Origin of the sequence: Aestuariivirga sp. (assembly GCF_046294715.1) — a bacterium.
Taxonomy (GTDB): Bacteria; Pseudomonadota; Alphaproteobacteria; order Rhizobiales; family Aestuariivirgaceae; genus Aestuariivirga.
In genome coordinates, this window is the sequence record NZ_JBKBKI010000009.1 from 49,628 (window position 1) to 71,788 (window position 22,161).

At 67.3% G+C, this 22,161-nt stretch carries 18 protein-coding genes, 1 tRNA gene and 1 pseudogene; 9 read left to right on the forward strand and 11 right to left on the reverse strand.

Features of this window, described 5'->3' with window-relative positions; genetic code table 11:
* Nucleotides 1–393: 393 nt before the first annotated feature.
* From ACK4HL_RS08485 to ACK4HL_RS08500, 4 genes and pseudogenes are all read right to left on the reverse strand, one after another.
* Nucleotides 394–873, reverse strand: a pseudogene (locus tag ACK4HL_RS08485) (DUF3333 domain-containing protein); the annotation flags it as partial.
* Nucleotides 866–2,233 (reverse strand): phosphate ABC transporter permease subunit PstC, encoded by a 1,368-nt coding sequence (gene pstC / locus ACK4HL_RS08490; RefSeq protein WP_409758611.1) that lies wholly within the window; start codon nucleotides 2,231–2,233, stop codon nucleotides 866–868. The gene pstC and the pseudogene ACK4HL_RS08485, both read right to left, overlap by 8 nt.
* Before the next feature lie 89 nt (nucleotides 2,234–2,322).
* Nucleotides 2,323–3,363 carry a PstS family phosphate ABC transporter substrate-binding protein gene (locus tag ACK4HL_RS08495; protein ID WP_409758614.1) on the reverse strand — a complete coding sequence of 347 codons (1,041 nt, stop codon included), beginning with the start codon at nucleotides 3,361–3,363 and terminating at the stop codon, nucleotides 2,323–2,325.
* 105 nt (nucleotides 3,364–3,468) lie between these two features.
* On the reverse strand, nucleotides 3,469–4,464 hold the full coding sequence (locus tag ACK4HL_RS08500) for an ATP-binding protein (RefSeq protein WP_409758617.1): 996 nt from the start codon (nucleotides 4,462–4,464) through the stop codon (nucleotides 3,469–3,471).
* Between the two features lie 159 nt (nucleotides 4,465–4,623).
* On the opposite strand from ACK4HL_RS08500, the gene ACK4HL_RS08505 reads away from it, so the two are divergent.
* Nucleotides 4,624–5,577 (forward strand): alpha/beta hydrolase, encoded by a 954-nt coding sequence (locus ACK4HL_RS08505; protein WP_409758620.1) that lies wholly within the window; start codon nucleotides 4,624–4,626, stop codon nucleotides 5,575–5,577.
* On the opposite strand, the gene ACK4HL_RS08510 is transcribed toward ACK4HL_RS08505, so the two are convergent.
* The gene (locus ACK4HL_RS08510) at nucleotides 5,574–6,488 is read right to left on the reverse strand and encodes a sulfotransferase domain-containing protein (RefSeq protein WP_409758623.1); all 915 of its coding nucleotides are present in this window, start codon (nucleotides 6,486–6,488) and stop codon (nucleotides 5,574–5,576) included. The genes ACK4HL_RS08505 and ACK4HL_RS08510 overlap by 4 nt on opposite strands.
* A gap of 19 nt (nucleotides 6,489–6,507) precedes the next feature.
* Nucleotides 6,508–7,419 carry an agmatinase gene (gene speB / locus ACK4HL_RS08515; RefSeq protein WP_409758890.1) on the reverse strand — a complete coding sequence of 304 codons (912 nt, stop codon included), beginning with the start codon at nucleotides 7,417–7,419 and terminating at the stop codon, nucleotides 6,508–6,510.
* A gap of 182 nt (nucleotides 7,420–7,601) precedes the next feature.
* Here speB and ACK4HL_RS08520 point away from each other — a divergent pair, with 182 nt between their 5' ends.
* Nucleotides 7,602–9,464, forward strand: coding sequence for a putative bifunctional diguanylate cyclase/phosphodiesterase (locus tag ACK4HL_RS08520; RefSeq protein ID WP_409758625.1), 1,863 nt, complete (start codon nucleotides 7,602–7,604; stop codon nucleotides 9,462–9,464).
* 49 nt (nucleotides 9,465–9,513) lie between these two features.
* Here the strand turns inward: ACK4HL_RS08520 and ACK4HL_RS08525 are convergent, their stop codons facing one another.
* Together ACK4HL_RS08525 and ACK4HL_RS08530 are read right to left on the reverse strand one after the other, a co-directional pair.
* Nucleotides 9,514–10,434 (reverse strand): sulfotransferase domain-containing protein, encoded by a 921-nt coding sequence (locus ACK4HL_RS08525; protein ID WP_409758628.1) that lies wholly within the window; start codon nucleotides 10,432–10,434, stop codon nucleotides 9,514–9,516.
* A gap of 102 nt (nucleotides 10,435–10,536) precedes the next feature.
* On the reverse strand, nucleotides 10,537–11,145 hold the full coding sequence (locus tag ACK4HL_RS08530; RefSeq protein WP_409758631.1) for a L,D-transpeptidase: 609 nt from the start codon (nucleotides 11,143–11,145) through the stop codon (nucleotides 10,537–10,539).
* 203 nt (nucleotides 11,146–11,348) lie between these two features.
* On the opposite strand from ACK4HL_RS08530, the gene ACK4HL_RS08535 reads away from it, so the two are divergent.
* Nucleotides 11,349–13,367: a CocE/NonD family hydrolase gene (locus ACK4HL_RS08535; protein WP_409758634.1), complete on the forward strand. Its 2,019-nt coding sequence runs from the start codon at nucleotides 11,349–11,351 to the stop codon at nucleotides 13,365–13,367.
* Between the two features lie 88 nt (nucleotides 13,368–13,455).
* On the opposite strand, the gene argE is transcribed toward ACK4HL_RS08535, so the two are convergent.
* Both argE and apaG read right to left on the reverse strand, forming a co-directional pair.
* The gene (gene argE, locus ACK4HL_RS08540) at nucleotides 13,456–14,613 is read right to left on the reverse strand and encodes an acetylornithine deacetylase (RefSeq protein WP_409758637.1); all 1,158 of its coding nucleotides are present in this window, start codon (nucleotides 14,611–14,613) and stop codon (nucleotides 13,456–13,458) included.
* Nucleotides 14,614–14,619: 6 nt separating this feature from the next.
* Nucleotides 14,620–15,012, reverse strand: coding sequence for a Co2+/Mg2+ efflux protein ApaG (gene apaG, locus ACK4HL_RS08545; protein ID WP_409758640.1), 393 nt, complete (start codon nucleotides 15,010–15,012; stop codon nucleotides 14,620–14,622).
* Between the two features lie 83 nt (nucleotides 15,013–15,095).
* Between apaG and ACK4HL_RS08550 the strand changes: the two genes are divergently transcribed.
* The 6 genes from ACK4HL_RS08550 to ACK4HL_RS08575 all read left to right on the forward strand — a co-directional run bounded on the left by ACK4HL_RS08550 (nucleotide 15,096) and on the right by ACK4HL_RS08575 (nucleotide 20,523).
* Complete coding sequence (locus ACK4HL_RS08550; RefSeq protein ID WP_409758643.1) at nucleotides 15,096–16,208, forward strand: 2'-deoxycytidine 5'-triphosphate deaminase; 1,113 nt, start codon at nucleotides 15,096–15,098, stop codon at nucleotides 16,206–16,208.
* A 404-nt stretch (nucleotides 16,209–16,612) separates the two neighbouring features.
* Nucleotides 16,613–17,350, forward strand: coding sequence for a DUF6065 family protein (locus ACK4HL_RS08555; RefSeq protein WP_409758646.1), 738 nt, complete (start codon nucleotides 16,613–16,615; stop codon nucleotides 17,348–17,350).
* Between the two features lie 58 nt (nucleotides 17,351–17,408).
* Nucleotides 17,409–18,386 carry a hypothetical protein gene (locus tag ACK4HL_RS08560; protein ID WP_409758649.1) on the forward strand — a complete coding sequence of 326 codons (978 nt, stop codon included), beginning with the start codon at nucleotides 17,409–17,411 and terminating at the stop codon, nucleotides 18,384–18,386.
* A 66-nt stretch (nucleotides 18,387–18,452) separates the two neighbouring features.
* Nucleotides 18,453–18,527, forward strand: a tRNA-Gly gene (locus ACK4HL_RS08565).
* 71 nt (nucleotides 18,528–18,598) lie between these two features.
* Nucleotides 18,599–20,338 (forward strand): YbaL family putative K(+) efflux transporter, encoded by a 1,740-nt coding sequence (ybaL, locus tag ACK4HL_RS08570; protein WP_409758652.1) that lies wholly within the window; start codon nucleotides 18,599–18,601, stop codon nucleotides 20,336–20,338.
* Nucleotides 20,335–20,523: a hypothetical protein gene (locus tag ACK4HL_RS08575; RefSeq protein ID WP_409758655.1), complete on the forward strand. Its 189-nt coding sequence runs from the start codon at nucleotides 20,335–20,337 to the stop codon at nucleotides 20,521–20,523. The genes ybaL and ACK4HL_RS08575 overlap by 4 nt, the downstream gene beginning before the upstream one ends.
* Nucleotides 20,524–20,531: 8 nt before the next feature.
* On the opposite strand, the gene ACK4HL_RS08580 is transcribed toward ACK4HL_RS08575, so the two are convergent.
* Entirely contained in the window at nucleotides 20,532–22,151 is a 1,620-nt protein-coding gene (locus ACK4HL_RS08580; protein ID WP_409758658.1) for a N,N-dimethylformamidase beta subunit family domain-containing protein, read from the reverse strand.
* Nucleotides 22,152–22,161 lie beyond the last annotated feature (10 nt).

Here is a 22,161-nt window from a genome sequence, read left to right on the forward strand (position 1 = left end):
CGCCTGCGCGCCGCCCGTCTCGCCGAGCCGCGCCGAGAGTGCCGCGAGCTTCGCCTTCAGCGCGTCGCGCTTGGCGGCGAGGGCGGAGATGTCGGCCTCGAAGCGGGCGAGATCGGCCGCGGCTCCCTCGGCACTCCCCTGACCTTCGGCACCGTTGACGGCGGAGAGGCGCTGATCGGCGAGGGCGCGGCCCTGCTCGGCGGCCTTCAGCGCCGCCTCGAGGCGCGTGAGCTCCGGCGTCCGGGCCTGAAGCTCGCGGGAGGCGAAAGCCTGGATGCGGGCGAGTTCGGCTGCGAATTCCGGCCCCGTGGCGGTGAGACGGACGAGATCGCCCTCGGCGGCGATGGCGAGCGGTGCCCTGACGCTGCGCCGGCTGAGCTCCGTCTGGTAGCCCTTGAGATACTGGTCGGCGTCGTCGGAGAGCAGTGCCGTGATCCGCACGTTGCTGCCGATGAGCGAGGGATCGGCCACCAGCAGATTGCGGAAGTCGTCGGCGGCACCCGAACTCAACAGCCCGTTCAGGAGCTTGCGGTTCGACCGGCCGGTGACGCCTGGCAGGAGCTCGCGCAACCCGTCCCGGACGAGGCCGTCGAAATCGCCGGCGCGGATCGTGTCGGGATTTCCCGTGCTCTGCGGGTCGAGCGCCTCGGCGGAGGCCGTCAGGGTCAGGACGAGGCGGTGCTCGGTGAAGGCAGGCAGGCCCTTCATGAGGATGTCGATCAGCAGCACGGCCACGAAGGTGGCCGTCACCAGGATGGCGGCGATGCCATAGAAGCGGAAGCGGCGCTCCGCGGCGTAGCGCCTGGCGATCCGCGCTTTCGCCGCCTCTCCGCGCATGGAGGCCACCGGCCTTGCGGCGCTCAGCTCAGTCATATTGTTCCCTGTAGCGCTGCACGACGCGGAGCGCGATGAAGTTGAGGATCAGGGTGAAGAAGAACAGCACGAAGCCCAGCGCGAAGGCGGAGAGCGTCTTGGCCGAGTCGAATTCCTGGTCGCCCACGAGGATGGTCTTGATCTGCACCGTGATGGTGGTCACCGCCTCGAGCGGGTTGAAGGTGAGGTTGGCGGCGAGCCCCGCCGCCATGACGACGATCATCGTCTCGCCCACGGCGCGCGAGATCGCCAGCATGAAGGCCGATACGATGCCGGGCAGTGCCGCCGGCAGAACCACCTTCCTGATGGTCTCGGAGCGCGTCGCCCCCATGGCGTAGGAGCCGTCGCGCAGCGACTGCGGCACGGCGTTGATGACGTCGTCCGACAGCGAGGAGACGAAGGGGATGATCATCATGCCCATCACGAGGCCGGCGGCGAGCGCGGACTCGGAGGCGACGGAGAGGCCGATGGACTCGCCCCAGCCGCGGATCAGCGGCGCCACGGTGAGGGCGGCGAAGAAGCCGAGCACCACGGTGGGAATGCCGGCCAGGATCTCGAGCACGGGCTTGGCGAAGGCGCGCATCCTGTCGGAGGCATATTCCGCCATGTAGATCGCGGCGAAGAGGCCGATGGGGCCAGCCACCAGCATGGCGATCGCCGTGATGAGGAAGGTGCCGGCGAGGAGCGGCAGGATGCCGAAGGCGCCGGAGGAGCCGCCCTGGTCGGCGCGGATCGCCGTCTGCGGCGACCAGTGCAGGCCGAACAGGAACTCGCTGACCGGAACCTTGCTGAAGAAGCGCAGCGTCTCGAACAGAACCGAGAAGATGATGCCGATGGTGGTGAGGACGGCGACGGCCGAACAGGCGAGCAGCACGATCGCCGTGATGCGCTCGAAACCGTTCCGTGCCCGGAAGTCCGGGCGGACGCGGGCGAGCGCGAACCACAGCCCGGCGAACCCCGCGCCCGCGCCGAGGAGGAGCACCGCCCAGGCGGAGAGGCTTTGCGCCTCGGCCATGGCGGCGGCGGCGGCGGAGAGTTCCGCCGAAGGCGTGCCCGCGTACTGCCCGCGCATGAGGTTCTCGACGTCGCGCAGAAGGCTGCCGCGCTGAAGGGGATCGGCGAGTGCGGCAGGCTCGAAGGGCGAAAGCCCAGCCCATACGGCATAGCGCTCGGCCAGCGGCAGGCCGATCACGATCACCGCCAGCATGGGAAGGAGAACGCTCGCCGCGGCGAAGAGGCCGTGATAGGCGGGCAGCGAATGAAGCTCGGAGGGATGCGCGATCCCGGCGGCACGCGCGCGCGCCAGGAAAAAGGCGGAGGCCACGAGCGCGGCGAGGAGCAGGAAATAGATCGCTGTCATGTCGGCCTCATGCCTTCCGGCAGAAAGATCGAAGCCAGGGCGGCCCGGTACATCCGCGGCGCCGCCCCGGCCAACAAAGAGTGAAGAGCCTACTTCAGCTCATCGCCCTTCATGGGTTCCATCGCGGCCACGGCGGCGGCCGCGGCCTTGTGCATGTCGGCGGGAAGCGGCACGAGGCCCTTCTCGCCCAGGTAACCATCCTCGCCGGTGGCGGCATCAGAGACGTATTCGGCGGCGAATTCGGCAAGGCCCGGGATCACGCCCACATGCTGCTTCTTCACATAGACGTAGAGCTTGCGCGAGGCCTTGTAGTCGCCTGCGGCGATGGTCTCGAAGGTGGGGGCCACACCGCCCAGCTCGACGCCCACCAGCTTCGCGGCGTTCTCCTCCAGGAAGGAGAAGCCGAAGATGCCGAAGGCGTTCGGGTTGGCCTCGAGCTTCTGGACGATGACGTTGTCGTTCTCGCCCGCCTCGACATAGGCGCCGTCCTCGCGGATCGACTTCCACACCGCCTCGAAGGCCTTGGCGTCGTCCTTCTTCAGCTGGGCGAGGGATTCGATCTCGAGGGCGCCCGCCTCCATGACGAGCTCATGGAAGGAGTCGCGCGTGCCGGAGGTGGGCGGCGGGCCCAGCACCTCGATCTTCGCGGCGGGAAGCGAGGGGTCGATTTCGTTCCACATGGTGTAGGGGTTGGGGACCAGCTTGCCGTCGGCTCCCGGAACCTCCTTGGCGAGCGCCAGGAAGATGTTCTTGAAGGAGGTGTTCATCGGCGTGCCGGACTTGGAGTGGGCGATGGTCAGCCCGTCGAAGCCCACGGCGATCTCGACGATGCCGTCGACGCCGTTCTTGGCGCAGGATTCGAATTCGCTCTTCTTCATGCGGCGGGAGGCGTTGGTGGCATCGGGCGTGTTCTCGCCGACACCTTCGCAGAACATCTTCATGCCGCCGCCGGTGCCGGTCGATTCGACGACGGGCGTCTTCATGCCGGTCTTCTTGCCGAACTGCTCGGCGACGGCGGTGGTGAAGGGATAGACGGTGGAAGAGCCGACGATGCGGATCTGGTCGCGGGCGGCAAGGGCCGGCACGGCGGTCAGGGCGACGAGGCTGGCGGCGAGAAGGAAGCGTTTCATGTCTTGGTCTCTCCTGTCTGAAGGCAGGCGGAAGCTATGAGCGGCACAAAACGCTTATGTGACCTTCGGATCACACTTTTATGACGATACAACGTTTTGAAACTTCTAAGTTTTTAGCGGCAGCCGGACGGTGAACGCGCTGCCTTCGCCGGGCGTCGAGGCGATGAGGAGGCGGCCGCGGTGGCGGTTGACGATGTGCTTGACGATGGCAAGCCCGAGGCCGGTGCCCCCGCGCGAGCGGCTTTCCTGCACGTTCACCCGGTAGAAGCGCTCGGTGAGGCGCGGGATGTGCTCGGCCGCAATGCCGGGGCCGAAGTCGCGCACGGTGATCTCGGCGAAGCCGCCCTCCCGGCCCAGCACCATTTCCACCCTCTTGCCGGAGCTTCCATACTTGATGGCGTTCTCGACGAGGTTCTGGATGACCTGGACGAGTTCGTCGCGGCTTCCGGGCACGGTGAGCGGGCCTTCGCCGGTGAGCGCCAGCTCGCAGCCCGACTCGCGCGCCATGCCGGAGAGGACATCGCGCACATGGGCGGCGGCCTGGGCGAGATCGACCTCGCCCGAAGGCTTCACGTGCTCGTTCATCTCGATCCGGGAAAGGGAGAGAAGGTCGTCGATCAGGCGGCGCATGCGCTCGGCCTGGCTGCGCATCAGGCCCAGGAACTTCGCCTGCGCCTTCTCGTCGTCCCGCGCCGCGCCCTGGATAGTTTCGAGGAAGCCCGAGAGGGCGGTGAGCGGCGTTCGCAGCTCATGGCTGGCATTGGCCACGAAATCGGCGCGCATGCGCTCGATCTGCTGCTCGCGCGTCAGGTCGCGCAGCACGAGGAGCACCGCCCCGCCGCGGCCGAGCGGCGCCACATGGGCGCGGAAGCTCCTGGGCATGGGCACGCGGATCTCGTATTCCACGGCCGCCGCCTCCTCGCCGCCCGCCACCGCCTGCACCGCCTCGAGCACCGCGGGCACGCGGAGCGAGGCCGAGAGGTGACGGCCCGAGGGATTGGCCTCGAGCACCGCCGCGGCGAGCGCATTGGCGAGCATCACGCCGCCCTCCCGGCCGATCACGAGTGCCGGGTCCGGAAGGGCCTGCACGAGTTCGGCCACGGCCGGAGGTGGCGGCTCCGCTGCCCTTGCCTGTGCTTCCTCCGGCGCCGGTGTGCTTCTGGTGAAGGGCCACATGATTTGTATCAATGGACGGGCGAACTGCATTGCGGCAGACTCGCAGCTGCATATGACAGAATTGACTCGAGGGACAGTGGGATCATGAGCGGCACGCCATTCGACGCGGAGATGCGCCAGTACCTCGAGGACGAGGCCGCCTCGGGCGAGCCGTGGGACCCCTCCTGGCCGCTCGCCCGCCAGCGCGAGGCGTGGGAGGCGCAATGCCGCCGCGCCCGCGCCCGGAGGTCCGCCCGGCTCATGGTGGAGGATCTCGAGGCCGACGGCATCGCCCTGCGCATCTTCCGACCGCCGGGAGAGGAGCCGAAGCCGGGCGTGCTTTATGCCCATGGCGGCGGCTGGACCATGGGATCCCGCGAGACCCATGACGACATCTGCGCCGAGCTCGCGGAGGAGGCCGACGTGGTGGTGGTGTGCTTCGACTATCGGCTGGCCCCCGAGCACAGGCACCCGGCGCAGGTCGAGGATGCGCTCACGGTGCTGGAGTGGATGCGAAGCTCCGGCCGTGCCATCGGGCTCGACCCCACCCACATCATCGCGGCGGGCGACAGCGCCGGCGGCCAGGTGGCGGCGGGCCTGGCGCTGGCCCTGAAGCGCCAGGGCGCAATGCCGCTGCGCGGCCTCGTGCTGATCAACCCCGCGCTCGGGGCGGATCTCGAAACGGACTCCTACCGCACCCACGCCGCCGCTCCCGGCCTCACCCGCGCCGAGATGGCGGACTGCCTCGCAGCACTGCTCGGGCCCCCGGGCTCCGCCAGCTGGCGGGATCCGCTTGCCCTTCCCAACCTCGCGGAGGACGCCGCGGGGCTTCCCCCCACCTTCATCACTGTCGCGGGGCATGACCCGCTGCATGACGATGGCGTGATCTTCCACGCCAAGCTCCGCGCCGCGGGCGTTCCGGCGACACTGCGCGAGGAGGCCGCCCTCGCCCATTCCTACTGGCGGGCCCGCCACGCGAGCCGTGGGGCCATGGCGGGCTTCAGGGCCATCGTCGCGGCGGTGCGCCACCTCGGCCACGAGGGGCTTCTTCCCGCCTAGGCCGCAATCGCACCGCCGGTGGCGAGCCAGCGCGCGCATTGGGGGCCGAGCTCGGCCAGCGCGCGCTCTTCATAGGCCGCCACGTCCTCCGCCGTGAGGCGGTCGCGCCAGCGGCCGTTGGTTCCCTTGTTGATGAAGGTATCGGCCCCGCCCTTCCAGGCCGCGCCGCCGCGCGGCGCCACCTCGGGCGCGTGGGCCTTCATGTAGTCGAAGCTGCAGTGGGAGACGATGCGGGCGAGCGTTTCTCCGCCCACGGACATTCCGAGGAATTCCGCGATCCGGCGGATCGTGCCCTCGAGGTCCGACTTCATGTCGTTGAAGTGGACCAGGAGCACGTTCGGCAGGGAGCGAACCTCCCACCACGAGCGCACATGCTCCCAGAAGGGCCACATCGGATGGCCGTTCCGCTCGAACCAGGTGCGGTAGAACTCGCAAGGATCCCCCGTGCCCCTTTCGAGAATCGGAAATCCGTCAGGCAGGCCTGAATTGTAGAGGCGGAAATAGTCGTCGGTGGCGTTGTAGTGGTGATTGTGCAGGCTCCACGCCGAATCCCGTCCGTCGCGCCCGATGTAGATGTAGCGGGCCTTGGGAGAGAAGACGAGCGCATCCGCCGGAAGGTGGGTCTTCACGAAGCGGCGGTGCTCCTGGGCGGCGACGGCGGCCAGCGCCTCGGGCGGCAGGACGCGGAGGTCGATCCAGGGCGAGAGCTGGTGAAGCACGATCCCTTCGGCGCCCCCGAAGATCAGCTGCGATACGATCTGCTGCATCCATGTGGTTCCGGACTTCGCATAGGTGGCGATGACGACGTCGCCGTCGCGGAAGCCGAAGCCGTTCCACACCCTGGAGTCGATGTGATGGGTGAACATCTCACGCGTCTTCACCGGCCAGGCAGGCCCGGGCATCTTCGTCATCGCAGCCTCCTCATGGGCTTCAGCCGTATTGCACCCCCGGCAGAACGCAGAGCATCTCGAACAGGAAATTGGCGCCGATCAGCGCCGTGTTGCCGGCGGGATCGAGCGGCGGGGAAACCTCGACCAGATCGCCGCCGACGAGGTTCAGGCCCCGGCAGCCGCGGATGATCTCCAGCGCCTGCCAGGTGGAGAGGCCGCCCACCTCCACCGTGCCGGTGCCCGGCGCGAAGGCGGGGTCGAGGCTGTCGATGTCGTAGGAGAGATAGACCGGGTGATCGCCGATCTTGCGGCGCACCTCCTCCATGAGCGGTGCCAGAGACTTGTACCAGCACTGCTCGGCCTCGACCACGGTGAAGCCCTGCTTCCTCGGCCAGTCGAAATCCTCAGGGGAATAGCCCGAGCCGCGGAGCCCGATCTGGTAAACCCTGTCGCAGGCCAGCAGGCCCTCCTCCACGGCGCGGCGGAAGGGCGTGCCGTGGGCGATCTTCTCGCCGAACATCTCGTCATTGATGTCGGCATGGGCGTCGACGTGGATCAGCGCCACGGGCCCGTGCTTCTTCCTCATCGCCCGCAGGATGGGCAGCGTCAGCGTGTGGTCGCCTCCCAGCGTCAGCGGCACCGCGCCGTGGCCGAGGATCGCGTCGTAGGCCTTCTCGATCAGCCCCACCGTCTTCTTCAGGTCGAAGGTGTTGACGGCGACGTCGCCGATGTCCGCCACCTGGAGGGACTCGAAGGGCTTCGCACGCGTGGCCATGTTGTAGGGCCGGATCATGCAGGATTCGGCGCGGATCTGGCGCGGCCCGTGGCGGGTGCCGGAGCGGTTGGAGGTTCCGATGTCGATCGGGACGCCCACGAAGCAGGCGCCGAGGCCCTCCGCCGTCGTCTGCGAGGGCAGCCGCATCATGGTGGCAGGCCCCGCGAAGCGCGGCATGTCGTTGCCGCCGAGGGGCTGGTTGTATCGGTGTCCGGTCACTTGTTCATGCACTCCTTCAGGAAAGGTACAGTTCTAGCCCGTGCGCCGGAGAATTGGAAATGCCGGCATCGCCCCGTAAGGCGAGCTTAACGGGTTTTAGGATAACGGGTGATGTCGCCTCCCTCCGCAGACTGGAAAACGTGAGTACAGGGTCCGAGACCGAGTTCTTCCAGGCACTGTTCGCCAGCAACAGCATCAAGACCCCCGGACCGCAAACGCAACCTGAGGCTGCCGGCGAATACCAAAGTCTCTTCGAGAATGCAGTTTGTGGCATCTATCGCGACCGTCTCGACGGTTCGCCGGTGCGCGCCAATCGCGCGCTCTACACCTTCAACGGCTACGGCAGCGAGGAAGAGCACCTCGACGCGGTGATCCAGCACGGGGGAAGCTGGTACGTCGACCCGGACCGGCAACGCCTGTTCCAGCACCTGATGGAGACGCAAGGCTTCGTCCGCGATCTCGTGTCGGAAGTCTACCGCCACCGGACGAAGGAGCGCGCCTGGATCACCGAGAACGCCTGGTATGTGCGGGACGGGGACGGCAACCCCATCTACATCGAAGGAACCATCCAGGACGCGACGGACCGCGTCACCGCCTTGGCGGAGGTCGAGAGGCATGCCAACACCGATCTCCTGACCGGAGCGGCCAGCCGCTTCTGTTTCCTCAAGGAGCTGCATGACCATGTCGCGCGGTGCGCGCAGGCGCCCGTGGCCCTTCTCACGGTCGATCTCGACAAGTTCAAGGAGGTGAACGACCTGTTCGGCCACAGCGCGGGCGACATGGTGCTGCGCATGACGGCACGCCGGCTCAGGAAGGCCGCCGAAGGCCGGGAGGCGATCGTGGCGCGGATGGGCGGCGACGAGTTCGCCGTCCTGCTTCCGGACTGTGCGGACGAGGCGGCGGCTTCCGCCGTTGCGGCGGCGATCGTCGAATCCATGGCCCGGCCCATCGACATCGAAGGCCACGAGATGACGATCGGGGCGAGCGTCGGAGTGGCCCTCTGCCCCGCTCATACCCAGGCCGCGAAGGAGCTCCTCACCTTCGCAGACCTGGCGCTCTACCAGCGCAAGCACGCGGGCCGCAACGGCTACAGCATGTTCAACATGGAGATGCAGGCCCGACACAAGCAGCGGCTCGCCCTGGAAAAGGAACTGAACGAGGCGATCGCGGCCGGTGCGCTCGAACTCTACTACCAGCCGATCGTGGCGAGCGGGTCGCGGCGCATCACAGGCGTCGAGGCGCTCATGCGGTGGAACCACCCGAGCAAGGGACTCATCCCGCCGGACGAATTCATCCCGCTCGCGGAAGAAGCAGGGCTCATGGTGGAGCTCGGGAACTGGGCCATCCGGCGGGCCTGTCTCGAGGGTGTGCGGATGCCGGCGCCGGTGCGGGTCGCCGTCAACGTCTCTCCGAGCCAGCTGCGCTCCGCCGGCATCGTCGAGACCGTGCGGCAGGCGCTTGCCGAGAGCGGCATCGCGCCCGGGCGGGTGATCCTCGAGATCACGGAAACCGCGATCCTGAGCAGCGAAGCGCTCGTCGGCCGCGTCACCGAGGAATTGCGCGCCATGGGCGTGGGCCTGGCCCTCGACGATTTCGGGACAGGCTACAGCTCGCTCAGCTATCTGCAGCGATACGCCTTCTCCGAAATCAAGATCGACCGGTCCTTCGTCGCCGGCGCGGTGAGCCGGTCGGTCAACGCCGCGATCATCCGCGGCGTCATCAGCATCGCGCGGGACCTGAACATCGATGTCGTCGCCGAGGGGGTGGAGACCGAGGAGCAGGCCGCATTCCTCACCCAGGAGGGCTGCGGCTTCCTGCAGGGCTACTTCTTCTGCAGGCCGACGCCGTTCAGCGAGATCTGCACGAGCCTCGCCGTCAACGCGCTGCAGGAGATGGCCTTGAAGCTGCAGCGGCTGATACGGAGCGGCGTGCGGGAGGACGAGGCACCGCCGGTTCACGCCGAAGGCCCGCGAGCCGCGAGCGCGGGCGAAACGACGGCCTGACAAGAGGAAGGAGGAGCATGGCTCTCTCCTTCCCTCGGTGCAGCGGGGCTCAGGCGACGGCGCGGGAGAAGCGCCCGGCCTCGAGCCAGGCGGCGCAGTCGGGCCCGAGTTCGGCGATGGCGCGCGCCTCATAGGCGCGGATCTCGGCGGGGCTCAGGGTGCCCTGCCAGCGGCCGTTGGTTCCCTTGTTGATGAAGGTCGCAGCGCCACCCTCCCAGATCGTGCCGCCCAGCGGGGCCGCCAGATGGGCGTTGCGCTTCATGTAGTCGAAGCTCGAATGCTCGACCACCTTCGCGAAGGTCTCCTCGTCCAGCTCGATCTCGAGGAAGGCGGCGATCTCGCGCACCGTGCCCTTGAGGTCCCGCTTCATGTCGTTGAAGTGGACGAGCAGGACGTTGGGCAGGTGGCGGATCTCCCACCAGCTGCGGATGTTCTCCCAGAAGGACCAGAGCGGATAGCCGTCCCTGGCGAACCACTCGCGGTAGAACTGGTGCACCGAGGCAGGGGGCGGCGTGAGCTCCGGCCCCACGCGGCCCGGCGTGTTGTTGAAGATGTCGAACACCTCCGGCTTGAAATTGGCGAGGTGGTTCCAGGCGCTCCAGGCGGCATCGCGGCCGTCGCGGGCGACGTAGATGAATTTGGCCCTGGGCGAGACCACCATGGCATCGGCCGGAAGATGCGTCTTGAGGAAGCGCCGGTGCTTCTGGTGCTTCACCGCCTCGATCGCCTCCTTCGGCATGATGCGGAGGTCGAGCCAGGGCGAGAGTTCCGGCACGTTGACATTCTCGGCACCGCGGAAGATCAGCTGCGAGACGATCTGCTGCATCCAGGTGGTGCCCGACTTGGCCCAGGTGGCGATGATCACGTCGTCGCCGCGGAACGCGAAATCGTTCCACACGGTCGAATCCATGTGATGGTTGTGGATCTCGCGGGTCTTCACCGGCCAGGCCACGGGGCCCTTCGTCTTCATGGCGGAATTCCTCCTTGGGGATTGCTGTCGCTTCACCGTCCGGCGGGCCTTCTAGTCGAAGGCCCGCGGAAAACTGTGCTGCCGGTCACAGGTGGCTGAATTTCAGAGCACCGTGACGCGGGCGCCGACCTTCACGTGGCGGTAGAGCTCGCTCACATCCTCGTTCAGCATGCGGATGCAGCCCGAGGAGGCGGCCTTGCCGATCGAAGAAGGCTCGTTGGTGCCGTGGATGCGGTAGATCGAGGAGCCGAGATAGAGGGCGCGCGCACCCAGCGGATTGTCGGGGCCGCCGGCCATGAAGGCGGGGAGGTCGGGGCGGCGCTTCCTCATCTCCTGCGGCGGGCGCCAGTCCGGCCACTTCACCTTGGCCGAGACCTTGTGCGAGCCCTTCCACTCGAAGCCCTTCTTGGCGCTGGCCACGCGGTACATCACCGCCTTGCCGCTGCCGAGCACGAAATAGAGCCGGTTCTGCTTCGTGTTGACGATGATGTCGCCGGCCGCCGCGGCAGTCTCGAACTCCACGATCTTGCCGCGCTTGAACTTCGCGACCTCGCCCGAGCCCTCCTGCGCATCGGCGGCGGCGGGGACGATGACGACGCCCTGGAAGGGCCCGTCCTGCTGGCTGGGGGAGATGGCACCCGCCGAGGCGGCGGTGGCGGAAAGGCCGGCGGCGATCAGCGCGGCGGCGAGAGAGGCGAGGAGCTTGTTCATGGCCGTTTTTCCCTAGTGTCTGTCGTTTCTCGCCGGTCTGGCGCCTTGGGCCTGAACTGAACTTGAGCCTTCGGTTTGACCGGCGTTCATGTTTGCTTTCGCTGTGTTGCCTTGTAACGTGCCGGGCGGCGGATTCTGTGCCGCGAGTCACACAGCGAAAAAAACCGGCGGGTGGCGAGACCTCCGCTTTCCTGAGGACGAGAATGACGATCACGACGGTTAGAGACTTTCCCCGCCGGGTGAAGGAGATCGAGAACATCTGGATTCCGCTGGCCGACGGCACGAGGCTCGCGGCGCGCATGTGGCTTCCGGAGGATGCGGAGGAGAGCCCGGTTCCGGCGCTGCTCGAATACCTGCCCTACCGCAAGCGCGACGGCACGCATGAGCGCGACGCCCTCACCCATCCCTATTTCGCCGGCCACGGCTATGCCGCGATCCGGGTCGACATGCGGGGGAACGGCGATTCCGAAGGGCTGATGCTCGACGAGTATGCGAAGCAGGAACAGGACGACGCGCTCGAGGTGATCGCCTGGATCGCCGCCCAGCCCTGGTGCACCGGGAAGGTCGGCATGTTCGGCATCTCCTGGGGAGGCTTCAACGCGCTGCAGGTGGCGGCCCGGAAACCCCCGGCGCTGAAGGCGATCGTGACGATCTGCTCGACCGACGACCGCTACGAGGACGACGTCCACTACAAGGGGGGCACGGTCCTCAACGAGCTGCTGGGCTGGGCCGCCACCATGCTGGCCTATTCCTCACGGCCCCCCGACCCGCTGATCGTCGGCGAGCGCTGGCGCGAGATGTGGATGGAGCGGCTCGCCAACGAGCCCTTCCTGGTGATCCCCTGGCTGCAGCACCCGCACCGCGACGCCTACTGGAAGCACGGCTCGGTGTGCGAGGACTTCGCGGCGGTGGAGGCGCCCACGCTGGTGGTGGGCGGCTGGAACGACGCCTATTCCAACGCCGTGCCGCGGCTGATGAAGGGCCTGCGCACGTCGAGGAAGGCGATCATCGGGCCCTGGGCGCACAAGTATCCGCACTTCGCCGTGCCGGAGCCCCGGATCGGCTTCCTGCAGGAGTGCCTTCGCTGGTGGGACCTGTGGCTGAAGGGCAGCAACACCGGCATCTCGCGCGACCCGGACTACCGCTACTACGTGATGGAGCCGTGGAAGCCCGGCAGTTTCCCGGAGCGGATCAACGGCCGCTGGCTGGGCGACAGCTTCTGGGGCTTCGGCCATGTCGAGACCAAGAAGTGGTGGCTCAATTCCGGCGGCATCGGGCCAACGGCCGGCAAGGAAGCGCCGCTCACGGTTTCATCGAAGCAGACGACGGGGGCGGATGGCGGGGAATACTGCATCATCTGGCTCGGGCCCGAGTTTCCGGGCGACCAGCGGCGCGACGACGAACAGTCCCTCACCTTCGACACGCCGGCCCTTCTCACCGACATCGACATCGTGGGCCAGCCGGCGGTGGAACTCGAATTCTCGGTGGACAAGCCGGTGGCCCACATCGCGGTCAGGCTCAACGACGTATGGCCGACGGGGGAGGTTTCGCGCATCACCTACCACCTGCAGAACCTCTGCATGCGGGACAGCCGCGAGAACCCGATGCCGCTCGAGCCCGGCAAGCACTACCGGATGAAGATCAAGCTCGACGACATCGCCTGGCGCCTGCCTAAGGGGCACCGGCTGCGCGTCGCCATCTCCACCTCCTATTACCCGATGATGTGGCCAGCGCCCGAGCCGGTGACGCTCACCGTCTATGCCGGGAAGTCGCAGCTGTTCCTGCCGCTCCGCAAGGACGTGGCGGGAGAGGCGCCGCTCTCCTGGCAGGGAGCGGAGGCTGCCCCGCGGGCGGACACGAAGGAGCTGAGGAAGCCCCGGAACAAGCGCGAGACGGTGACGGACCCCGAGACGGGTGCGCTCCGCATCGAGATCGTGGACGATTTCGGCGCGTACGAGCTGGCGCCGCACGGGCTCGTCGTTTCAGAAGTAGGCCGCGAGAGCTATTCGATCCTGCCGGACGACCCGCTGTCGGCGAAGATGGAAACGCACTGGACGGAGGAACGCCGCCGCGGCGACTGGCAGGTGCGGACCGAGACCTATGGCCGGATGACGGCGACGAAGACGCACTGGGTGATCTGGGGCCGGATCGAGGCCTATGAGGGCGAGACGCTGGTGTTCGAGAAGGAGTTCAGCGAAGAGATCCACCGGCTGCTGCAGTAGGAAGGGGCGCTCACCCGCCCTTCTTGCAGGAATTTTATCCTTGACTTTTATTCCTAGCCCGTGCTAGGAAGGCGGCATGGTGTTCGTGCTATGCCAACTGATCCGCCAGCTTCTGCATGAAGCCCTCGCACTTCCTCAGTTCGGACGTGTCGATGTACTCGTCCGGCTTGTGGGCCTGCTCGATGGAGCCCGGCCCGCAGATCACCGCCGGGATGCCGATCTCCTGGAAGAGGCCGGCCTCGGTGCAGTAGCTCACCGCGTGGGTGGAATTGGCGCCGGCGAGACGGAGGGCGAGGTGCTCGGCCGGGGAATCCTCCTCGGGCGCGAGGCCCGGGACGCGGTTCACCGTCTCGGTCGCGATGCCCGCCTCGGGGGCAATCGCCTTCATCGCCGGTTCGAGGCCCCTGGCGAAGGCCTCGAAACGGGCGGGCACGAAATCCGGGTCCGCCGTGGGGAGAAGCCGCGTCTCCCACTGGAAGGCGCAGCGCCGGGGAATGATGTTCTTGGCGGTGCCGCCCTCGATGACGCCGACGTGGACGGTGGAATAGGGCGGGTCGAAGCGGCGGGTGGGATCGCCCTCATCGACCAGGTCCTGCCGGATGCGGGACATTTCGGAGAGAAGCTCGCCCGCCACCAGGATGGCGTTGACGCCGTGGTGGGTGAGGCTGGAATGGGCCTCGTGACCGGTCACCTCGGTTGCGAAGGTGACGGCACTCTTGTGGGCGTTCACCACCTTCATGGAGGTGGGCTCGCCGACGATGACGGCGCGCGGCTTCGGAAGATTGTCGCGCATGTGGGCGACGAGCGGGCGGACGCCCTTGCAGCCCACCTCCTCGTCGCAGGAGAGGGCAAGGTGGATCGGCGACTTCAGCCCCGCCTTCAGGAAGTTCGGCACCTCCGCGAGGCAGACGGCGAGGAAGCCCTTCATGTCGCAGGTGCCGCGGCCGAACAGGCGCTCGCCCCGCGCGGTGAGCGCGAAGGGATCGCTCGTCCAGGGCTGGCCGTCGACCGGGACCACGTCGGTGTGGCCGGAGAGCACGATGCCGCCGGCGATCGCCGGGCCGATGGTGGCGAAGAGGTTGGTCTTGCGGTTCGCCTCGTAATCCACCCGGAAATGCGGCACGCCCCAGCCGTCGAGATAGTGCTCGACGAATTCGATCAAGGGAATGTTGCCGTCGCGGCTGGTCGTGTCGAAGCTCACGAGATGGGCGAGCATCTCCTCGGTCGAATAGGTCCTGCCTGTCATGTCACTTCAGTTGATTGCGTGCTTGTCGTGCGGGCTGTCGAGGGAGAAGGCCGGGATCTCGACATTGATGAATTCGCCGGTGGCGAGCTGCATCTGGTAGGCGCCGACCATGAAGCCGGAGGAGGTCTTGAGGGGGCAGCCCGAGGTGTAGGTGTAGCTGTCGCCCGGCTTCAGGGTGGGCTGCTCGCCGACGACGCCCGCCCCCCTCACCTCCTGCACCTGGCCATGGGCATCGGTGATCTTCCAGTAGCGGGTGCGGAGCGTGACCGTGTCCCGCCCGTGATTCTCGATGGTGACGGTGTAGGCCCAGACGTAATGCCCCTCCTCCGGCCGCGACTGGCCGTCCAGATATTGCGGGCGGACGACGACCTTCACCCCTCTGGTGACACGCTCATACATCGGGCCAGTTTAGCCCATCGGAAACGCTTTTCCACAGCCAAGACACTTGCCAAGCCCTCGGCATTTCAGCCATGTGGTGTTCCATGGGGAACAGCTCGGACAGACAAGGCATATTGCCCGCCCGGACGATCGCCGCCTTCTGCGAGGCAGGGCGAATCAGGCTCGCGAGGCCGGCCGACCCCGACCAGATCCAGCCGGCGAGCCTCGACCTCCGACTGGGGCCCTGGGCCTACCGGGTGCGCGCCTCCTTCCTGCCCGGCCGCCGCGCCACGGTTCAGGAGCGCGTGAAGGAGCTGGCGCTGCACCGCATGCCGCTCTCGGAGGGCGCAGTGCTGGAGACGGGCTGCGTCTACATCGTGCCGCTGCAGGAGCAGCTTGCGCTGCCGAAGGGTGTCGCCGCGGCGGCGAACCCCAAGAGCTCGACCGGCCGTCTCGACATCTTCACCCGCGTCATCACCGACTACGCGCAGGAATTCGACAAGGTGCCGGAGGGCTATGAGGGACCGCTCTATGCCGAGATCTCGCCCCGCACCTTCCCGATCCTGGTGCGCGAGGGCTCGCGCCTGTCACAGATCCGCTTTCGGCAGGGGCAGTCGCTCGCTTCCGACCAGCTGATCCGCGAACTCCACGCCAGGGAGGGGCTGATCTCTTCCGGAGAGGTGAACATCGACAACGGCCTCGCCCTCTCCGTCGATCTCTCGACACTGGACGGCGAGGGCCCGGTGGGCTTCCGGGCGAAGCGGCACGCGGGGCTCGTCGACGTGGACCGGAAGGCGGCGCTCGAGGTTTCCGACTACTGGGAGCCGATCTGGCAGCGGGGCTCCCTCGTGCTCGACCCGGACCAATTCTACATCCTCGCCTCCAAGGAGGCGGTGCGGGTGCCGCCGGCCCATGCCGCGGAGATGGTGCCCTTCAACCCGCTGGTGGGGGAATTCCGCGTGCATTACGCCGGCTTCTTCGACCCGGGTTTCGGCCACAGCGCCGGTCATGGCGAAGGCGCGCGGGCGGTGCTCGAGGTGAGGAGCCACGAGGTGCCCTTCATCCTCGAGGACGGGCAGATCATCGGCAGGCTGGTCTACGAGCCCCTCACGGAGGCTCCCGAACGCGTCTACGGGCAGGGCATCGGCTCCAACTACCAGCGCCAGGGGCTGAAGCTTTCCAAGCATTTCAAGGCCTTCGACCCGGCGAAGCGGTGAGGCGCGGCAACGAAAAGACGCTGCCACGCCCAGTTTCCGGCGTGACAGCGTCCTGAATCGTCAAAGCGACCGAACGGGGCTGCGCCCGCTCAAACACACACGGTCAATTGCCGACTGGCGGCTGCAGCGGCCCCAAAGCCGGGGGTTCCGGAGGCAGCGGTCCCAAGGCCGGCGGGGTGATGGGGAGCGGGCCATCAGAGATGCCCGGAGGCGGAAGCGGGCCGCCGGAAAGGAAAGTCGAATTCACGTTCATTGGGTCAACCCCTCATTTCAACTGGCGGAACAGTTGCTAGCAAACGTTTTCAGGGCAACATCGCCCCACCCTGATTGCAAGGCGGCTGGCGTACCGATGCGCGTTCAGGCCCCGCACGCAACCGTGCCTAGTAGAGGTCGACTGCCGCCGCATGAAACTGACCTGCTTTCTTACCGAAGACGCACGAAGTCTCGAGATCAGGCCTGCCTCGCCCCGGCGCGACTGGATCGACGCCACGCCGCAGCGATTCGCCGCCCGCTGCCTGCCGCTTCTCGCCGCCAATTCCCACGGCTGGGAAATTCTCCTGCAGGACGGGTGCAGCGTCGAATGGTCCGGCGGCGAGATGGCCGAGGACCTGAAGGTGACGACCGATTCGGGGGGTCCGTCGCACGCCCTCAGCCATTTCGGTTTTGGCATTCTCACATTCCGCGTCCACGGACTTTTCCGCACGGAACCCGGCATCAATCTCTGGGTGGGGGGCCCGGTCAATCTCTTCCGGGACGGAATCCAGCCCCTCAGCGGGCTGGTCGAAACGGACTGGTCGCCGATGCCGTTCACGATGAACTGGAAGGTCACGCGGCCGATGCACCCGATCCGCTTCGAGAAGGGAGATCCGATCTGCCACATCTTCCCCGTTCCGAGAGGGACAGTGGACGAGACCGAGCCCGAACTCCGCTCGCTGGCGAGCGATCCGCAGCTGAAGCGGGACTACGAGGAGGCCCGCGATGCCAGGCGCGCCTTCATCGACGGCCTCAGGGCCAACGACCCCCAGACCGTGCAGCAGGGCTGGCAGAGGAATTATTTCAAGGGCGGTTTTCCCTCCGGGCGCGCTCCGGTGGCAGGGCACCAGACGGCGATCGAGGCGCGGCCGTTCGTCAGGAAGGACTGAGATGAGGATGAATCGCCAGGAAACATCCTTATCCTCGTCCTCCTCCTGAGGGCTGCCAATGCCGGCCGCGCACGGCAAGTTTCTCGTCCTCGTCATGCATCCCCACCGGCAGCAATTCGCCGACATGCTGGAGATCGCCCGCGAGATCGGCAAGTCGGCACCGGAGATCGCGATCCACATCACGAACCCCAAGTCCACCGGGGCGGACGTGCCCGACTGGAAGTGGCGGCTTCCCACGCTGACGATCAGCTTCGGGAACCTTGGGCGCTTCCTGCCGCGGCGCGGCCGCATCCTGCAGAACAAGGCGATCAAGAAACTCGAGCAGTGCCAGCGGTTCAGGAGCCTGGGGATTGCCAGCCCCCATGCGGAACGGTTCGACTTCGGCCACGACTATGACGAGGCGAAGTTCGGCAGGTTCGCCGTGCTGAAGCCCCTGCCGCTGGAAATGACCTCGCTGGTGAAGAACATCCTGCTGTGCGAGACGCGCCGGCTGAGCACGCTGACGAAGAGCGACTTTCCGCCCGATCACTTCCTGCGGCTCGCCCCGGCGCTGGTTCAGCAATTCATCGATACCGGGCCCAGGCCCGAATACTTCCGCGTGCTCACTCTGCTCGGCGAGCCCATCTTGTGGATGCGGGTGAAGAGCGCCTGCGAGCAGGTGGCACTCGTGGCCGGGGAGAGCGCCGTCATTCCCGCCGTCATCGACCCGCGCACAACCTATAGCGCGGCCGCCGGAAACTTCCTCGAACTGATCGAGTTCGAGGTTCCCGACGACGTGCTGGCGTTCGCGCGCAAGGTCAACGAAGGATTCCCGCACATTCCGCTCCAGGCCTGCGACATCGTGCGCGAGGCCGCCACCGGCGTGCTCCACGTGCTGGAGATCAATGCGGGGGGCAACACGTGGGACTTCTCTTCCCGGCGGGTGGCCGGGGCGCGGGAAAAGCTTGGCGGCCGCGACAGGCTCCTCCAGCTCTACGATCCCTGGCCCCGCGCCGCGAGCGCCATCATCCGCAAGGTGAACGAACTCGCAAGCTGAACCCTCTTCGCGGCGCGACAAGGCGCTTTACCTCGGTTCCGGCGTCCACTATCCTCCGCGCCGAACGCGGGCGTAGTTCAGTGGTAGAACGGCAGCTTCCCAAGCTGCATGTCGTGGGTTCGATTCCCATCGCCCGCTCCAGTTCCTGCAATGACGCCTTGCAAATCCGGCTGCATCGCGGCTCAATGTCCTCATGACGACGAGGACGTTCAATGCCGCATGACACGCCGCTCATCGCGACCATCGCCATCGGCATCGGGCTTGCCTTCCTGCTGGGGCTGGCCGCACAGCGGCTGCGGCTGCCGCCGATCGCCGGCTATCTCATCGCCGGGGTGTTCATCGGGCCCTTCACGCCGGGCTTCGTGGCCGACCAGAAGCTGGCGCAGGAGCTGGCCGAGATCGGCGTGATCCTGCTGATGTTCGGCGTTGGCCTGCATTTCTCGCTGAAAGACCTGCTCTCGGTCAGGGCCATCGCCATTCCCGGCGCCATCGGCCAGATCGCGATGGCAACGCTGCTCGGCATGGGGCTGGCCTGGGGGATGGGCTGGCAGGCGGGGGCGGGCTTCGTCTTCGGCCTCACGCTTTCCGTGGCGAGCACGGTGGTGCTGCTCCGCGCCCTGCAGGAGCGCCGCCTGATCGAGACGGAGCGCGGGCGGATCGCGGTGGGCTGGCTCATCGTCGAGGACCTGTTCATGGTGCTGACGCTCGTGCTGCTGCCGCCGCTTGCCGGTTTCCTCGGCGGCCGCGCGGCGGATCCCGGCGTCAACCTCGGGCTGGCGACGAGCCTCGGGCTCGGCTCCGTGTGGGGAACGCTTCTCGTCACCGCTTTCAAGGTGGCGGGCTTCGTGGGGCTCATGCTGGTGGTGGGGCGGCGGATCATCCCGTGGGTGCTGCACTACGTGGCGCACACCGGCTCTCGCGAGCTGTTCCGGCTCTCGGTGCTGGCGATCGCGCTCGGGGTCGCCTACGGCTCGGCGGCGCTGTTCGGCGTGTCCTTCGCGCTGGGCGCCTTCTTCGCCGGCATGGTGCTGGCGGAATCCGCGCTCAGCACCCAGGCGGCCAGGGAGACGCTGCCCTTGCGCGATGCCTTCGCGGTGCTGTTCTTCGTCTCCGTCGGCATGCTGTTCAACCCGGCGGCACTCGTGGAGCAGCCTTTCGCGGTGCTCGCCACGTTCCTCATCATCGTCATCGGCAAGTCCTGTGCCGCCTATGGAATCGTGCGGCTGTTCCGCCACTCGAACCGGGTGGCGCTCACCATTTCGGCGAGCCTCGCGCAGATCGGCGAATTCTCCTTCATCCTCGTGGTGCTGGGCACCAGGCTCGAGGTGCTGCCGGTGGAGGCGCGCGACCTGGTGGTGGCGGGCGCCATCCTCTCGATCCTGGTGAACCCGGTGCTGTTCCTCGCGCTCGAGCGCTGGTCCGAGCGGCAGGACCAGGCCGCGCCGGCGGCCGCCGCGCCCGAGGAGACCGAGCGGGCGAGCACGCCACCGGAGCCGGAGGAGGAGGCGCCGACGGGGCTTTCAGGGCACGTCGTGCTGATCGGCCACGGGCAGGTGGGTTCGATCGTCGCCTCCGGGTTGAAGCGGGGCGGCATTCCCCTTCTCGTCGTCGAGGCCGACCCCGAGCGCGCCGAAGCGTTGCGCGGCAGCGGAACCGAGGTCTTCACCGGCGCTTCGGGCGAAACGGAACTGCTGAAACGGCTGAACCTCGAGGGTGCCCGCATGCTGGTGAGCACGTTGCCTGACCCCTTCGAGGCGGGGCATGTCGTCGAACATGCGCGCGCCGCCAACCCGGCGATCCGCATCATCGCCAGGGCGACCAACACGGACTCCGTCTCATACCTGAAGTCGCTGGGCGCCGATCTCGTCTTCACCGGGCAGGAGGAGATCGCGCAGAGCATGCTGGCGGCATTGCTGGGCGAAACGATGAAGGACACGGGAGGTGCCCGATGATCTGCGGCAGCATCCATGCGGACGTGATCGGCGCGTTCCTCGTGACGCTTGGCCTCCTCGCGCTGCTCTACGGCTTCTTCCGCGGCCTTGCCAACCTGAAGGAACGGGAAGGCATCGCGCTTCTCGTCTTCACGCTCGGCATCGCCGGGGTGGCGGTGGGGGCCTGGCTGATCCGCGCCTGCTGAGGCGCTCCTCAACCCAGGAAGCGGTCCAGCACGTTGCGCGTGACCTGCTCGACCATCGCATCGCGGCGGGTGAGGCCCATGATCCAGTCGCAGGTGCCGGCGTGGAAGACCTCGCCTGCGCCCTTCCGGAAATTGACGATCATGCCGCAGCCGCGCTTGGTGCGCTCGATGGCCTCAGCGTCCTTCCGGCCGGTGAGCACGGAGGCGACGTATTCGCCATCCTCCGTCCCGAGAAAACTGCGGCCGGGGAGGATGGTCGGGCCCTCCTCGATGGTGGAGGAGAGGCCCAGGGCGAGGATCTCGATCCCCTCCGGGGCACCAGAGCCCTCGAGCGCATGGGGAAGGCCGCCGCGGATCTCGTAGGGAAGCCCATCGACCTCGTAGCCGAAGATGCGGGACTCGGCGCCCAGTATGTCGCCGTAATAGAGGCCGGTATCGGCGAAGGCCCAGTGCTCCGGCCGGTAGACGGGAAAGCCCTTCGCACCGCGCGGCGAGCAGCCGGACCACGAGGCATAGAGGCCGTGCGTGGCGTTGAGGCCGAAGCTTGCCGCACCCGGCCTGCCGATCTCCGGGGCTTCCCAGGATTCGGTGACGCGGCTGCGCGGGCCGGTCTTCATGAAGGGGTCTTCCTCGCGCGCCAGATACTTGTAGCAGACCTGGGTCCGGCCCTCGTTCTCGAGCCGGATCTGCCACATGAAGTTTCCGGCGAAGCGGGCGATGCGGCCGCCCTTCGCCACATAGGCGTCGATCGCGTCGCGCATGTCCCAGGACCAGTATTCGTCGTGGCCGACGAGCACCACGCAAGGATAGGCTTCGAGGAGTTCGGGGCGAAAGTGGAGATCGGTCTGGCTGACGATGTCGAGCGCATAGCCCTGGCGCTCCGCCCAGGTCACGAAGTGGCGCTCGAAGCTGGCCCAGCCCGACGACATGTATTTCTTGGAATAGCCGTTGGCATAGGCCCATTCCATGTGCGGGTAGCGCGGCTCCGCCATGATGGGGGGCTGGTCCATCAGCACGGCGCGCGGCGCATCGGCGGGCAGGCTGACGAAACCCCTGGCCAAGGGGCGCTCGAGGCTCAAGACCGGCGAGAAGCGGTCGCCGTTGGGGCCGCAATAGCCCTGATAGTGGTTGGAGCCGCCCCAGTCGTTGTAGGCCGTCCAGGTGGCGGTGGCGGCGACGAGCAGCAGGCGCCCGCGCCTTGGTGAGCCCGCATGCGGCCGCACGAGGAAGATATGCTCATGCATGTCCGCCCCGCGGCCCTCTTCGGCCGCACGCGTGCGGATGATGTAGCCGCCCGAGGGCCAGTCGAGCGCAATGGGAATCTCGAGCGAGACCGGCCAGCCGCAGCCCTTGACCGAACAGTCATCCGGCGTGTCGCGCCAGACGCCTTCGAGGCCGTCGCGGGCGAAGACCGTCTTCGGCGCTGCGCCATCGCGGATGATCTCCACGGCGAAGCGCTTCGCGTTGGTGCACACGCTGAGGCGCGCGGTTTCGCCCGGCGCATAGGAGAGGCGGTCGGCGTAGCTCCAGATGCGGATGTTGCGCGGCGGCTCATGCAGCGGCCGCTCGGCATAGATGCCGAGGACGGCCTCGCGCCGCCAGGCCTCGTCGCGTTCGGTGTCCGTCATGATCGCCCCT